The organism is Arthrobacter sunyaminii (assembly GCF_018866305.1).
Lineage (GTDB): Bacteria > Actinomycetota > Actinomycetes > Actinomycetales > Micrococcaceae > Arthrobacter_B > Arthrobacter_B sunyaminii.
Window position 1 is genome coordinate 2,888,319 of sequence record NZ_CP076456.1, and the last position, 15,606, is coordinate 2,903,924.

11 protein-coding genes are annotated in these 15,606 nt (G+C 62.4%); 7 read left to right on the top strand and 4 right to left on the bottom strand.

Annotation, left to right across the window (positions count from 1 at the left end; translation table 11 throughout):
• Nucleotides 1-73: 73 nt before the first annotated feature.
• Nucleotides 74-1,144, bottom strand: coding sequence for a hemolysin family protein (locus KG104_RS13005; protein ID WP_104160562.1), 1,071 nt, complete (start codon nt 1,142-1,144; stop codon nt 74-76).
• On the bottom strand, nt 1,141-2,559 hold the full coding sequence (locus KG104_RS13010) for a hemolysin family protein (protein ID WP_104052494.1): 1,419 nt from the start codon (nt 2,557-2,559) through the stop codon (nt 1,141-1,143). Before KG104_RS13010 ends, KG104_RS13005 begins: the two co-directional genes overlap by 4 nt.
• Nucleotides 2,560-3,074: 515 nt before the next feature.
• On the opposite strand from KG104_RS13010, the gene KG104_RS13015 reads away from it, so the two are divergent.
• From KG104_RS13015 to KG104_RS18325, 7 genes are all read left to right on the top strand, one after another.
• Entirely contained in the window at nt 3,075-6,923 is a 3,849-nt protein-coding gene (locus KG104_RS13015; protein WP_104052495.1) for a multifunctional oxoglutarate decarboxylase/oxoglutarate dehydrogenase thiamine pyrophosphate-binding subunit/dihydrolipoyllysine-residue succinyltransferase subunit, read from the top strand.
• 64 nt (nt 6,924-6,987) lie between these two features.
• A complete protein-coding gene (locus KG104_RS13020) occupies nt 6,988-7,587 on the top strand; it encodes a GDSL-type esterase/lipase family protein (RefSeq protein WP_104052496.1) in 600 nt (199 codons plus the stop codon).
• A gap of 340 nt (nt 7,588-7,927) precedes the next feature.
• Nucleotides 7,928-9,682: an ABC transporter family substrate-binding protein gene (locus KG104_RS13025; RefSeq protein WP_104052497.1), complete on the top strand. Its 1,755-nt coding sequence runs from the start codon at nt 7,928-7,930 to the stop codon at nt 9,680-9,682.
• A gap of 113 nt (nt 9,683-9,795) precedes the next feature.
• Nucleotides 9,796-11,328 carry an ABC transporter permease gene (locus KG104_RS13030; RefSeq protein ID WP_207348007.1) on the top strand — a complete coding sequence of 511 codons (1,533 nt, stop codon included), beginning with the start codon at nt 9,796-9,798 and terminating at the stop codon, nt 11,326-11,328.
• A gap of 12 nt (nt 11,329-11,340) precedes the next feature.
• The gene (locus KG104_RS13035; protein ID WP_237687157.1) at nt 11,341-12,378 is read left to right on the top strand and encodes an ABC transporter permease; all 1,038 of its coding nucleotides are present in this window, start codon (nt 11,341-11,343) and stop codon (nt 12,376-12,378) included.
• A complete protein-coding gene (locus KG104_RS13040) occupies nt 12,375-14,162 on the top strand; it encodes a dipeptide ABC transporter ATP-binding protein (protein ID WP_104052499.1) in 1,788 nt (595 codons plus the stop codon). The genes KG104_RS13035 and KG104_RS13040 overlap by 4 nt, the downstream gene beginning before the upstream one ends.
• Nucleotides 14,163-14,264: 102 nt before the next feature.
• Nucleotides 14,265-14,339, top strand: a complete 75-nt coding sequence (locus KG104_RS18325) for a 50S ribosomal protein bL37 (RefSeq protein WP_369299106.1) — start codon at nt 14,265-14,267, stop codon at nt 14,337-14,339.
• 97 nt (nt 14,340-14,436) lie between these two features.
• Here KG104_RS18325 and rsrA read toward each other — a convergent pair whose 3' ends face one another.
• Both rsrA and KG104_RS13050 read right to left on the bottom strand, forming a co-directional pair.
• Nucleotides 14,437-14,697, bottom strand: a complete 261-nt coding sequence (rsrA, locus tag KG104_RS13045; protein ID WP_104052500.1) for a mycothiol system anti-sigma-R factor — start codon at nt 14,695-14,697, stop codon at nt 14,437-14,439.
• Nucleotides 14,694-15,461 (bottom strand): sigma-70 family RNA polymerase sigma factor, encoded by a 768-nt coding sequence (locus KG104_RS13050; RefSeq protein ID WP_104052501.1) that lies wholly within the window; start codon nt 15,459-15,461, stop codon nt 14,694-14,696. The genes rsrA and KG104_RS13050 overlap by 4 nt, the downstream gene beginning before the upstream one ends.
• Between the last annotated feature and the right edge of the window lie 145 nt (nt 15,462-15,606).

Here is a 15,606-nt window from a genome sequence, read left to right on the forward strand (position 1 = left end):
CCGCGGGGGAACTCCCCCAGCATAACCTAAACGCGAATCATTCGCATCTAGGACTGCGCGTTACGAGCCGGAGCTACTCGGAATAGCTTTCCCCGGACCGCCGGAATCCCTGGGCCTGCGTTGCGTCCCGGATCTCGCCCACGAGCTGCTCGATGATGTCCTCCAGGAAGAGCACTCCGCGGGTCTGGTTGTCCGGACCGAGCACGCGGGCCAGATGGGATCCGGTGCGCTGCATGGTGGCCAAGGCATCTTCAATCCCGTCCTCCAGCCGCAGGTTCGCCAGGGTCCGCACCTTGTTTTCGGTCAGCGGGCGGTCATAGGCATCCAGCGGCATGGCCATGATGTCCTTCAGATGCATATACCCGGTCAGGTTTCCGTGGTCATCCATCAGCACGAACCGGGAGAAGCCCGTGCGCCCCACGGCTTTCTCGAACTCTGCCGGTGTGGTGTCGGTGCTCAGCGTCACAAGCTCCTCCAGCGGCACCATCACTGTTCCGGCGGACTGCCCGGAGAACTCCAGTGCTCCTGAAATCACGCCCGAATCATCGGCTACCAGCCCGTGCTTCGTGGACTCCTCCACAATGGACTGCATTTCCTCCAGTGTGAAAGCCGAGGCCACCTCATCTTTGGGGGTAATGCCCATGACACGCAGCGCGTGGTTCGCCAGCCAGTTCAAACTGGAAATGACAGGCCGCACCAGCCGGGAGATAAAGACAAGCGGAGGTGCCAGAAGCAGCGCCGCCCGGTCCGCCACGGACACGGAAATATTCTTCGGCACCATTTCGCCAAAGGTCACGTGCAGGAAGGTCACGATCAGCAATGCCACCAGGAACCCGGCGCCGTCTGCGAATTCCACCGGCAGCCCAAGGGCTTCCAGCGGAGCCGCCAGCAAATGGTGGATCGCCGGTTCGGCCACGGAGAGAATGAGCAGCGAACACACCGTGATGCCCAGCTGCGCGCAGGCCAGCATCAGGGATACGTGTTCCATGGCCCAGAGCGTGGTCTTTGCCCGTTTGGACCCGGCTTCGGCCAACGGTTCAATTTGGCTGCGGCGCGCGGACATAACGGCAAACTCGCCGCCCACGAAAAAGGCGTTGCCGATCAACAGCACCACCAGCCAGAAGATGCCCATCAGGTCACTCATCGCCGATCCCCCTTGCCGGCAGCATCCGTTGTCGGAGCATCAGCTCCGGCTGCGCTCTTCGGTTCCGGCTTTTTCGAAGCCGCGGGTGCGCTTTCGTCGACAGCGGCAGGATCGTCGTCGTCGTACCGGGGAATGAAACTGACCCGGTCAATGCGCCGGCCGTCCATGCGTTCAACTTCCAGGAGTCCGCCCTCAACGCTGACGCGGTCACCGGTGGCTGCGATGCGGCCCAGCTCGGCCATAATGTAGCCGCCCACCGTTTCGTAGCCGGCTTCATCAGGAATGTGCAGCAGCGGCACGAGCCTGGAGACTTCATCAGGACGCATGATGCCCGGGAAGTACCAGGCACCGGCGGCACTCTGCAGCACGCCCGGCTTGATCTTGTCGTGTTCGTCGGACACTTCGCCGACGATTTCCTCCACCAGGTCCTCAAGAGTTGCGACGCCGGCTGTTCCGCCCCACTCATCGAGGACGACGGCGAGTTGCAGGTTCGCGCCCCGCAGCTCGGAGAGCAGGCTGTCCAGGTGCACCGTCTCGGGCACCCGGAGGACCTCACTCATGATGGCCCCGGCCGGCAGGTCCGCCCGCCGGCTGCGGGGCACAGCCACTGCCTTTTTCACGTGGACCACTCCCCTGATGTCATCCGGGGAATCACCCAGGACGGGAAAGCGTGAATATCCGGTGCGGCGTGCAGCTTCAATGACATCCGCTACGGACTGCTCGGAATCGATGGTCTCCAGCCTGATCCGGGGCGTCATGACATCTGCGGCGGTCCGCTCCGCGAAGGAGAACGTCCGGGACAGGAAGTTGGCCGTGCCCTGGTCCAGGGTGCCCATCTCGGCCGACCTCCGGACCATGGAGGAAAGTTCGGCGGGGGTGCGCGCTCCGCTCACTTCCTCCTTGGCTTCCAGCCCGAACAGGTTCAGGACCTTGTTGGAGAAGCCGTTGAGCACCAGGATGGCGGGCTTGAACACCACGGTGAACGCCAGCTGCGGCCGGGCGAGGGCGCGCCCTACCCGGAACGGCAGCGAGATGGACATGTTCTTGGGGATCAGCTCTCCCAGAAGCATGGACAGGAACGTGGCCAGGATCATGGCCGTCACCACGGACACGGAATCCACGGCAACCGGCGGCAGGCCCAGGGCAGACAGCGGGGTTTTCAACAGGCGGCCCACTGACGGCTCCATCACGAATCCGGTCAGCAGCGTGGTGAGGGTAATACCCAGCTGGCAGCTGGAGAGCTGGGTGGAGAGGGAGGTCAGGCAGCGCAGGAGCGGCTCGGCACCCTTGTCGCCGTTTTCCACGGCCCGCCGGACCGTGGGCTGGTCCAGGGCCACCAGAGAGAACTCAACAGCCACAAAAAAGCCGGTGCCGAGAATCAGCACCAGGCCAAAGAAGAGATATAACCATTCCATTTAGGCTCCCACCGCCGGATTGTGAAGCGCTGCGCGGCTTATCAGGGGAAGCGCGGAAGGAAGTACCGCGGGAAAGTGCCCGCTGCGGGCGGCAGGCGGAGGGTGATCGGCCGAAGCCGGTCTGGAAGGCTCCGATGCGGCGCCGGGGGTGCGGGGTGAATGGGTGCGGGCGTGGCCGGCTCTGTGCGTGCGGTCCGCAGAAGCTGCGGAACCGGACGCAGGCCGGCGCCTAGAGAAACTGTCCATGAGATTTTCAGTTTACAGGTTTGGCATTTGGGCGCCACCGGTGAAACGGAACGGCCGCACGCGCCACTGAGGAGCTTGCGCGTGGGAGGCCCCGCTGCATGACGGATGTCAAACAGAATTGGCCAGTTGTCCCGCAATGTCACTAGACTGGCATGAAGTCTCGGTCACTGCGCACCGGCCGGGCCGCACCAGTGAGCTTTGAGGCTTCTTGCCCTCAGACATGGTGCCAATCAGGGCAAAAGGCAACTCATGGAAGAGGCGTATTAACAGTGCCAGACCAATCCAACCACCGGCTGCCGGAAGAATTCGGCGGCAACGAGTGGCTTGTCGATGAACTCTACGAGCAGTACCTCAAGGACAAGAACTCGGTTGACAAGAAGTGGTGGAGCATTTTCGACTCCTTTAAGAACGAGGAGGCCCAGGCCTCCGGTTCGAGCACTTCCAACGGAAACGGATCGGCAGCCCCCAGCGAACTTGGCGCCAATCCCACAACGCGCCAGCTTCCGGTAGTGCAGGCCGAATCCGCCAAGCCGAAGGCTTCCGGCGAGTCCCCCGCCTCCACCCAGCAGTCCGGCAAGCCTCCGGTTGCCAAGGAATCCGCAGCGTCCAACTCTGCTGCCAAGGATTCCAAGCCGGCCGCCGGCAAGGGCGAAGCAGCCGAGAACAAGGCAGCTGACAGCAAGACCCCGCCGATTCCGGCCCAGCTGCCCAAGACGCAGCCCAACAGCAAGCCCTCCGAAGAGGACAAGGTCAACGTCCTGCGCGGTCCGGCCAAGGCCATCGCCACCAACATGGACCTGAGCCTGAGCGTCCCCACGGCAACCACTGTGCGTGCCGTGCCCGCAAAGCTGCTGATCGACAACCGCATTGTCATTAACAGCCACCTGGAGCGCGCCCGCGGCGGCAAGGTCTCCTTCACCCACCTCCTCGGCTACGCAATCATCCGCGCCGCCGCCCAGTTCCCGTCCCAGAACGTGTACTACGACGTCGTGGACGGCAAGCCTGTTGCTGTGCAGCCCGCGCATGTGAACTTCGGGCTGGCCATTGACATGCCGAAGCCGGACGGCTCCCGTCTGCTCGTCGTGCCGAACATCAAGAAGGCCGAAACACTGAACTTCTCGGAGTTCTGGCAGGCGTATGAAGACCTCGTGAAGAAGGCCCGCAACGGCAAGCTCACGGCGGACGATTACAAGGGCACCACCATCTCGCTGACCAACCCGGGCGGCATTGGAACGGTGCACTCCGTCCCCCGCCTGTCCAAGGGCCAGGCCTGCATCATCGGCGCCGGCGCCCTGGACTACCCGGCTGAGTTCCAGGGTTCCAACGAGAAGATCCTGGCCCAGAACGCCATCTCCAAGATCATCACCCTGACCTCCACCTACGACCACCGCGTGATCCAGGGCGCCGGCAGCGGCGAGTTCCTGCGGATCATCCACCAGCTGCTCCTCGGCGAGCAGGGTTTCTACGACGAGATCTTCGAATCCCTGCGGATCCCCTACGAGCCCGTGCGCTGGAGCCCCGACATCCAGGTCAACCCGGACGAGCAGATCAACAAGGTTGCGCGCATCCAGCAGCTGATCCACGCGTACCGCGTCCGCGGCCACCTGATGGCCGACACTAACCCGCTGGAGTACGTCCAGCGCCGCCACGCGGACCTGGACATCCTCAACCACGGCCTGACCCTCTGGGACCTGGACCGGGAATGGCCCACCGGCGGCTTCGGCGGCAAGCCGATGCTCAAGCTGCGCAAGATCCTCGGCGTGCTCCGCGACGCGTACTGCCGCACCGCCGGAATCGAATACATGCACATCCAGGATCCGGTGGAGCGCGAGTGGTTCCAGGATCGTCTGGAAACCAAGTACAGCAAGCCGACGCGCGAAGAACAGCTGCGCATCCTGGGCAAGCTCAATGCCGCTGAAGCCTTTGAGACGTTCCTGCAGACGAAGTTCGTCGGGCAGAAGCGCTTCTCCCTGGAAGGCGGCGAGTCCCTGATTCCGCTGCTGGACGCCGTGATTTCCGGTGCCGCCGACGACGGACTTGAAGAAGTCGGCATCGGCATGGCCCACCGCGGCCGCCTGAACGTCCTGACCAACATCGCGGGCAAGACCTACGCCCAGGTCTTCCGCGAATTCGAAGGCACCCAGGACCCGCGCAGCGTCCAGGGTTCCGGTGACGTGAAGTACCACCTCGGCACCGAAGGCACCTTCACCTCGGACAACGGCAACCAGACCAAGGTGTACCTGGCCGCCAACCCGTCCCACCTCGAAGCCGGGGATTCCGTGCTCGAAGGAATCGTGCGGGCCAAGCAGGACCGCCTGGACCAGGGGGACGAGTTCCCTGTCCTGCCCATCCTCATCCACGGAGACGCCGCTTTCGCCGGCCAGGGCGTGGTGGCGGAGACCCTGAACCTTTCGCAGCTCCGGGGCTACCGCACCGGCGGAACCATCCACGTTGTGGTCAACAACCAGGTGGGCTTCACCACCTCGCCCACGTCGTCGCGCTCCTCGGTGTACTCCACCGATGTTGCCAAGATGGTGCAGGCTCCGATCTTCCACGTGAACGGCGATGACCCGGAGCAGGTTGTGCGTATTGCACAACTGGCCTACGACTACCGCCAGCGGTTCCACAAGGACGTTGTCATTGACATGGTCTGCTACCGCCGCCGCGGCCACAACGAAGGCGACGATCCTTCGATGACGCAGCCGATGATGTACAGCCTGATCGAGGCCAAGCGCTCGGTGCGCAAGCTCTACACCGAGTCCCTCATCGGACGCGGCGACATCAGCCAGGAAGAGGCCGAACAGGCGCTGCGCGACTACCAGGGCCGCCTTGAGCGGGTCTTCGCTGAGACGCACGCTGCCCAGACCTCTCCCCTGCCGGTAATCACCAAGGACACCGAAGCCGTCTCCGATCTGGAGCGCCCGGCGTCCCAGCAGGAAGGCAGCACCATTGTGTCCCCGGCATCCACGGCTATTTCCGCCGAGGTCCTGGCACACATCGGCAAGGCCCACGTAGCAGTGCCCGAAGGCTTCACGGTGCACCCGAAGCTGAAGGCACTGCTGGAAAAGCGCGAGCAGATGTCCCGCGAAGGCGGCATTGACTGGGGCTTCGCTGAAATCGCAGCCTTTGGCTCATTGGTCATGGAAGGCGTCCCCGTACGCCTCGCAGGCCAGGATTCCCGCCGCGGAACCTTCACCCAGCGCCATGCCGTCTTCCACGACCGGGCAACCGGTGCGGAATGGATGCCGCTGGCAGAGCTGGATCCGAACCAGGCCAAGCTCTGGATCTACGACTCGCTGCTGTCGGAATTCGCCGCCATGGGCTTCGAATACGGATACTCCGTGGAACGCCCGGATGCCCTCGTTCTGTGGGAAGCGCAGTTTGGCGACTTCGTCAACGGCGCGCAGACCATCATCGACGAGTTCATCTCCTCGGCTGAGCAGAAGTGGGGCCAGCGTTCCTCGCTGGTGCTGATGCTTCCGCACGGCTACGAAGGCCAGGGTCCGGACCACTCCTCGGCCCGCATCGAGCGCTTCCTGCAGATGTGCGCCGAGGACAACATGATCGTGGCGAACCCCACCACGGGCGCTTCCCACTTCCACCTGCTGCGCCGCCAGGCCTACAGCCGTCCGCGGAAGCCGCTGATCATCTTCACCCCGAAGCAGCTGCTGCGTTTGAAGGCTGCGGCAACGTCGGTGGAAGACTTCACCCAGGGTTCGTTCCAGCCGGTCATCCCGGAGCACGCAGACCTGGACGCGAACGCCGTCGACCGCGTGCTGCTGGTCTCCGGCCGCCTGTACTACGATCTGCTGGCCAACCGGCAGAAGACAGGTGACGAAAAGACAGCCATTGTCCGGGTCGAGCAGCTTTATCCGCTGCCCGTTGCGGAGATCCAGGCAGCTGTCGCCAAGTACCCGAACGCTGACATCGTTTGGGCACAGGATGAGCCCGCCAACCAGGGTCCGTGGCCGTTCATCGGCCTGAACCTGCCGGCACAGCTGGACCGCCCGCTGCGCCTGGTGTCGCGTCCGGCGTCCGCGTCCACCGCCACCGGCTCAGCCAAGCGGCACGCCGTGGAGCAGGACATTCTCGTCAAGAAGGCCTTCGAGCGTCAGTAGGCTAAGTTGGGGTGGGGCGCCGCGGCGCCCCACCCCGTTTTTTTGTGACCGGAGAAGGTGACTAGTGGAACAACGCAAAATCAGGCTGGCAGCCGTCGGCGACGAGCTGCTGGCCGGGCACGGCGACCCTCGCGCCCTGGGCTGGCTGGGCCGCGTTTTGGCCCGCACCACCCCCGAAAACGTGAGCGTACAGGCGTATACCCTTGCAGCACCCCAGGAGGGAACCGAATCCCTGGCGAACCGCTGGCTTCAGGAGGCCGGCCGCCGGTTTGACGACAGGTGCGAGAACCGGCTGGTGATCGGACTGTCCGACCGGGACCTGGACCTTGACTTGTCAACGGCGAGAAGCCGCCTCAACCTGGCCAATATCCTCGACGGGGCCGCACAAATGAGCATCAAGGTCTTTGTCGTCGGTCCCCCGCCGGGGCTCGATGCCGAACGGAACCGCCGTCTGTCGGATCTGTCTGCCGCCTTTGGTGATGTGACCACACGGCGCAAGCACGTGTATGTGGACACGCTGACTCCCCTGCTAAACCATGAACAGTGGCGCACTGACCTGGCTTCCAACGGCGGGACTCCGGGACAGGCCGGATACGGCCTGATGGCCTGGCTGGTTCTCCACCGCGGCTGGTACCGCTGGCTGGACCTTCCGGACATGAACTGAATAGACGAGAACCCCTCATGAGGGCCTTCGGCGACACGCCGGAGGCCCTCTACACATTAAGACGTATTGCCCCAAGTAATTTTCTCCTCCATCCCTGATGCAGGCGGCGAAAAATCCGTGCAAAGCCGCGCCTTTCCGGCCTGCAACTGCAACTAAAGCACCTTCCTGCACAACCCTGCCGCCGTGCTTTACAAGTAACAATCAGTTAACGTCCGCTCACAGTTAGCACAGTGGAAACAATTAGTGACTAGTCTTTCGGAACATGTGGCGGTCATCACGATCGCTTGGGGGAGCCGCCAGCGGTGGTTCCTGACGACTTCATCACAAGTTAGGACTACGAATGCGTACAAAGCGCACGGCAACTCTTGCCGCACTTTCCGTGGGGGCCCTTTTCCTGGGCGCCTGCGGCTCAGCCGGAGGCGGAGAAACCGCCGAAAGCGACACCACTGAGGACGCCAACCTCGCGTCGTCCATCTCAGTTGCCATCAGCCAGGCCCCCGATTTCTACAACGGCGGCACGTCCAAGTCCAACAGCGTGTACAACACGTACGTGGACAACTTGGTTCACAGCAACTTCTCGGAGTACAGCCCCGAGGGCGTCATTCGCAATGAAGAGTTTGGCACCTTCGAAAAGACCAGCGATGACCCCCTGACCGTGAAGTACACGATCAATGAGGACGCCCAGTGGTCCGACGGTACGCCCATCGACTTCGATGACGTGCTCCTGAACTGGGCCGCATTCTCCGGCAAGGTCGTCGACGGCGAGACGGAAATCTTCGAGCCCTCCTCCAACAACGGCTACGAATACCTGGCCATGCCTGAAGGCGAAGCCGGCGACAAGGAATTCACCTACGTTTTCGACCAGCCGTACGCTGACTGGGAAAACCTCATGATCGGTTCCCTCATGCCGGCCCACGTTGCGGCTGAGCAGGGCGGACTGAGCACCGAGAACAATGGCGAAGCACTCGTTGCCGCCATCCAGGACAGTGACCTCGCGTCCCTGAAGCCCGTGGCCGAGTTCTGGAACACCGGCTGGGGCTACGCCGAGGGACTCCCCTCCCTGCCGGACTCCGCGCTCATCCCGTCCTCCGGTCCGTACAAGCTGGACAACGCAGCCGGCGGAAACCTGACGCTGACCGCGAACGAGAACTACTGGGGCGAAGACCGCAAGGCCGCCACCGAGAGCATCGTGTTCAAGACCATCGCCGACACCGAAGCTGTGCAGGCGCTGCAGAACGGCGACGTGGACATCATTGAGCCTTCCGGTCCCACCGGTGACACCAAGGATCAGATCGAAGCCATCGGCGATTCAGTCACCATGCTTACCGGCACCGGCATGACCTTCTCCCACATTGACCTGGACCAGTCCGAAAACGGCGTGTTCAAGGACATCAAGGTTCGCCAGGCGTTCTCCAAGTGCGTTCCGCGCCAGGACATCGTTGACAAGTTCGTCAAGCCGGTTGATCCCGAATCCACCGTGGTCAACCTGCGCGAATACCAGCCCTCCCAGCCCGAGTACGACGAGATCCTCGAGGGTGCACCCGCTGCCAGCGAATACGACGAAGTCGATCTCGAAGGCGCCAAGTCCCTCATGGCTGAAGCCGGAAAGACCGAGCCCGTTGACGTCCGCGTGCTGTTCTCCTCAGCCAGCCAGGTCCGCGCAGACATGACCGCACTGATCAAGGATTCCTGCGATCAGGCCGGCTTCAACATCATTGCCACCCCGGATGCCGAGTGGACCAAGAAGCTTGACGAGCTTGGCTCCTGGGACGCTGCACTGTTCGGCTGGGCCGGTTCCGGCCTCGTAGCCAGCGGCCAGTCGATCTACGACTCCGAGGGTGTGCAGAACTACGGCAAGTACAAGAGCGAAAAGGTCGACGCACTGTGGGATGAAATTGCCCAGACCACAGACGCCGACAAGGTGAAGGAACTGAAGATCCAGCTCGAAGAGGAACTCGCCAAGGACGTCTACAACGTCCTCCTCTTCGCCAACGCTGACATCGTCGCCCACAACTCCTCCATGGAGGAAGTGGTGTACAACCCCACCCAGAGCGGCGTCACTTGGAACGCCTTCAACTGGACCAAGCAGGCCTAACCAAGGCATCACGCCATAACGGTTAGAAAGCGGGATGGGCAGACCCACGGTCTGCCCATCCCAAACTTTTGCCCCGCTACGGCTTTACGTACCACCCCCAATAGGAGCCTTCGGTGTTCTCTTTCATCCTCAGAAGAGCGGTGACCTCGTTCTTCGTCCTTCTCGCCGCCACGGTGCTGATGTTCATCCTTGCCGTCAACTCTGGCGATCCCTTTCATGACCTGATCGAGCTCCAGAGCGCCGACCGCGAGTCGCGCATTGCCCAGCGAACGGCAGCACTGCATCTTGATCAGCCTGTCGCCGTCCGCTACCTCCTTTGGCTGCAGGAAGTTGGCCGATGCATGATCCCCGGCGGTGCCGAATGCACACTTGGGCTTAACCGTGCCGGCAGCCCCGTGATCGACCAGCTGCAGACAGCGATCGGCTCCACCTTCCGGCTCGTCGTCGTAGCTGTCCTGGTGGCAATCGTTCTCGGCGTCGCCGTAGGCCTGATCACTGCCCTTCGCCAGTACAGCACCTTCGATTACTCCATTACCTTCATTTCCTTCCTGCTCTTCTCCATGCCGCTGTTCTGGCTCTCCACGCTGCTCAAGCAGTACCTGGCGATTGATCTGAACACCTGGCTGGCCGATCCGCAAATGTCCTATCTGGGAATAGCGGCCGTGGGACTCATAGTGGGACTCATTGGAGCAGTCGCTGTCGGCGGCGACAGGAACCGCCGCCTTCGTGTCTTCGCCATTGTTGCCGTTGCCACGTCGGTCACGTTCTACCTGCTGCTCATCTCCAACTGGTTCAAGACACCGGGCCTGGGCCCGATTGGCCTGTTCATTACCGCCTTTGGACTGGCCCTGGGACTTACAGCCTTGCTGGCAGGTTTCCGCCGCCGCCGGATTGTCTATGCCGCTCTCGCAACTGCGGCGGTTGGTTTCATCGGTTATCTGGTGACCCAGCCGCTCATGCAGGATCCCAATTGGGGCATCATTGCAGGCCTCGCGGTACTCACCCTTCTCGTGTCACTGGCCATCGGTCATTTTGTGGGCGGTCCCTATGCCAGGCAGACCCGTAACCTGACCGCAGTCATCGGGCTGGCCATAGGCTTCTTCGTCTTTATTGACGCACTGCTGGGCGCCTATCCCTCCCTGTCCCGCAAAAACGGGGGTCGCCCCATTCCCACTACGGGGTCCTCGACTCCAAACCTGCAGGGCACCTTCTGGGAGATCAACCTGGATTACGCCCTGTACCTGGTCCTGCCGACCATCGCGATCATGCTGATCTCCTTTGCCACCTACACCCGCTACACCCGCGCCAGCATGCTTGAGGTGATGAACCAGGACTATGTGCGCACGGCACGGGCCAAGGGCCTGAGCGAGCGTTCTGTGATCGTCAAGCATGCCTTCCGCAACGCCATGATCCCCATCACCACCCTGATGGCGTTCGACTTCGCCGGAGTGTTGGGCGGGGCGGTCATTACCGAGGCGGTGTTCGGCTGGAGCGGAATGGGAAAGATGTTTACGGACGGCCTGAACAATGTGGATCCCAACGTCATCATGGCCTTCTTCCTGGTGACCGGTGTGGCCGCGGTGACCTTCAACATGCTGGCCGACATCGCGTACGCGTTCCTCGACCCGCGCATTAGCCTGAACTGATAGGCGGAAGACATGACTGAGAAAATACCGTCCGGAACCACGGGCAGCAGCCCGGAACTGACGAGCATGACTCTGGAAAGCCAGAGAACGGATATCGCTGACGCGCCCGCAACCCGGGCCGTCACGGCGGATCCACAGATCACCGCTGCGAAAAGCCAGGGCCAGCTGGTCCGCGAACGGTTTTTCCGCCATAAGGGTGCCATTGCCGGCCTAAGCGGTCTGGTGTTCATCGTGCTGCTCGCGTTTACCTCCATCGGGCTCTCCGTGGGCCCGCTGCGCATCCCCGGCTGGTGGCCGCACACGTTCTCCACGGTGATGCCGCTTGAAGACGGCGGAGCCCCCACCCTGTCCTGGACGGGACTGGGGAACCACCCGTTCGGCCAGGACACGCTGGGCCGCGATTACTTTGCCATGACGATGCGCGGCGCCCAGATTTCCCTGACCATCGCCTTCATTGTCGGAATCGTAGGCACCGTCGTGGGAACCGTCGTCGGCGCCCTTGCCGGGTATTTCCGCGGCTTCATCGAAACCGTCCTGATGCGCTTTACCGACGTCATCATCACCATCCCCCTGCTGGTGGTGGCCGCGGTGCTGGCCAGCATCGTCTCGGACTACGGCATCGTGGTGTTTGCGATCTTCCTTGGTTTGCTGACCTGGACCGGGCTGGCCCGTATTGTCCGCGGCGAATTCCTCTCCCTTCGGGAAAAAGAATTCGTCGAGGCTGCCAAGTCCGTCGGTGCCAGCTCCGGCCGCATCATCTTCAAGCACATCCTGCCCAACACCGTTGGGGTCATCATCGTGTCCGCCACTCTGGCAATCTCGGGCGCCATTCTGCTGGAGACCGCGCTGAGCTTCCTGGGCCTCGGTGTACAGCCGCCGGATACGTCCCTGGGCAAGCTCATCAATGAGAACCGGGCAGCCATGACCACCCGTCCGTGGCTCTTCTTCTGGCCCGGCATCTTCATTGTGGCCATTGCGCTCACCGTGAACTTTATCGGCGACGGCCTCCGGGACGCGTTTGATCCCCGACAGACAAGGAACAAGCAATGAGTTCGGCACCCCTGTACAGCGACATCACATCAACAGCGGGCACGGCTCCGATCCTGGAAGTGTCCGGCCTGGGCGTCGATTTCAGCGTGGACAACAAATGGGTAATGGCGGCGGAGGACGTTTCCTTCACCGTCTCCCCCGGCGAGATCCTGGCCATCGTGGGTGAATCAGGTTCAGGTAAGAGCATGTCGTCCATGGCGCTGCTGGGGCTCCTCCCCGGCAACGGACGTTCCAAGGGCAGCGCCAAGCTTCAGGGCAAGGAGTTGATTGGTGCTCCGCAGTCGGCACTGCGGAAAATCCGAGGCAATGACATTGCCATGATTTTCCAGGAACCCATGACCGCGCTCAACCCGGTGCTCACCGTGGGCGAGCAGATCAAGGAGATCATCGAACAGCACACTGATGCTTCTCCGGCACAGGCCAAGGCACGGGCCATCGAGCTGCTGCAGATGGTGGAAATCCCCGAGCCGGAGAGGCGGTACGATTCCTATCCGCACCAGTTCTCCGGCGGTCAGCGGCAGCGGGCCATGATTGCCATCGCCATCGCCAATGACCCCATCCTGCTGGTCGCCGACGAGCCCACTACGGCCCTGGACGTAACCGTTCAGGCTGAAGTGCTGGAACTGCTCCGGAACCTCAACAAGCGCCTGAACAGTGCTGTCATGCTCATCACCCATGACATGGGCGTGGTGGCGGACCTCGCTGACAAAGTGGTTGTCATGGAGAAAGGCCGGATTGTGGAAGCGGCGCCCGTGGCTGAGCTCTTCAACAATCCGAAGGAGGAGTACACCCGCCAGTTGCTGGCAGCGGTACCGCATCTGGGGTCAGTAGTCGGCGGAGTGCTGTCGGCCGTTGAGGTGGAGAATGACGGCTCGCTCCAAATATCCGCGGCTCCCCGGGCGGTCCTCCGGGATTCCGAGGATCTGACGACGCCGGACGCCGGCGTCGTGCCTGCCCTGCAGCTGACCGGGGTATCCATTGAGTACCCCGGCCGGTTCCGCCAGCCCGCCTTCAAGGCAGTGACCGACGTTTCCTTCGTCATCAACCCCGGTGAAGTCATGGGGCTGGTTGGCGAATCCGGTTCCGGCAAGTCGACCATCGCCCGGGCCGTAACGGGACTACTTCCGGTCAGTGCCGGCAGCGTTGACATCAACGGCACCAACATCGCCGGCCTGTCGCCGAAACAGATGCTGCCGCTGCGCAGGAAATTTGCAATCGTGTTCCAGGACCCGGCGGCGTCGCTGAACCCGCGCATGTCCATCGGCGAATCCATCGGCGAGCCGTTGTTCCTGCATGAGAAGCTCTCGCGCAAGGACCTCGACGCCCGGGTTGAGGGCCTGCTGGACGATGTCCAGCTCCCCACCAGCTTCCGCAACCGGTATCCCCATGAGTTGTCCGGCGGACAGCGGCAGCGCGTTGGTATTGCCCGGGCCCTCTCCCTGCGGCCGTCGCTGCTGGTGGCCGATGAGCCAACGTCCGCACTGGACGTTTCGGTACAGGCCAGGGTGCTTGCCCTGCTTCAGGACCTGCAGCAGCAGTACGGTTTCGCCTGCCTGTTTGTCAGCCACGACCTGGCGGTGGTGGAGATCCTGGCAAGCCATATCGCAGTGCTGAACAAGGGCATCATGGTTGAACAGGGCTCCACCGAGCAGGTGCTGCGGTATCCGCAGGATGCATATACGCGCCGCCTGCTCGCCGCAGCACCCGTGCCTGATCCGGCTGAGCAGGCTCTTCGGCGGGAACAACGCAACGCCCTCATGGCCGCAGGCAGCTCAATCGACTAAGCAAGCCTATTCCGCGGCCGGTCCGGGCCGCGGTTTAGGTTGTCGGGCTCACCTTGTGGGACACTGGAGGGCAGAACTTTCCGCAAATCGAAGGAGGCAGCTATGAGCAAGCGTGCACGCAAGCGTCGTGACCGTAAGCGCGGCGGCGCCAACCACGGTAAGCGTCCCAACACTTAAGTCTTGGACTAACCGTGTGGCCCATCGCCACTAAGAAAAGAACCCCCGGAGCCTTACGGCCGCCGGGGGTTCTTTTTTGGTATCAGCCGCCGGCTTGCTAGTGCTCAGCGGTCTGGATCTGGCTGATCCTCGCCAGGATGCTGGCTTTGAGTGTTTCCGGGGCGGCCTCGGTGCAGGACCGCTTCACCACGGAGCGAATGACACACTCCAGGTCGTGTTCCTCGGCGCACTCGGGACAACCGTCCAGATGCTCCTTGATTTCCACAATGTCATCGTGGGACAGAGCACCGTCCAGGTATTCGTACAGCCGTTCGATGCGGGTATCCTCGCAATCACCCAGGCTTTGGCAATCGCTCATAGCGTGTTCCCCTGTTTCTTGTTCTGGCTGGCCGCGGCGGGTGCAGGTGCTGCCTTGCCGCGGATACCGCGTTCATGTGCATATTCGGCCAGCAGTTCACGGAGCATTTTACGGCCCCGGTGCAGGCGCGACATTACGGTTCCGATGGGAGTATTCATGATTTCCGAGATCTCCTTATAGGCAAATCCCTCAACATCAGAGAAATACACTGCCAAACGGAATTCTTCGGGAATGGACTGCAGGGCATTCTTCACATCGGAATCGGGAAGATGATCCAGCGCCACTGCTTCGGCGGAGCGCAGCCCGGTGGAGCTGTGTTCGGCCGCACGGGCAAGCTGCCAGTCCTCCACACCGTCGGAGTTGGCCTGCAGCGGTTCGCGCTGCCTCTTCCGGTACAGGTTGATGTAGGTGTTCGTCAGGATCCGGTAGAGCCAAGCCTTCAGGTTGGTCCCCGGCCGGTACTGGTGGAACGCCGAGAAGGCCTTTGTATAGGCCTCCTGGACCAGGTCCTCGGCATCGGAGGGGTTGCGGGCCATGCGCATGGCCGCAGAGTAGAGCTGATCCACATACTGCATGGCATCGCGCTCAAAGCGTATCTTGCGGGCCTCTTCCGATTCGGAAGCGACATCCAGCTCGGAGTCTTCCACCTGGGGGCTGCCTTCCGGCGCATCAGTTCTCATCACTTCCAAGTCTACGGTGCGGGCTGCCGGACCCACACGCAACTGGACGGTTGGTGATGAAGCCTCCGGGTGTGCATCTGCCATCGCTAAAGTACCCGGCACGAACACTCTCCTCACTTGGGGCTGCTTTGCTTCAAGGGCACCGCGGTGCCCCCGAACCCGGTAATCCCCCGCTTCGCGAAGAATGCCGTATACCCCGCACAACGCCCGGCTGCGTCCGCTTATTCCG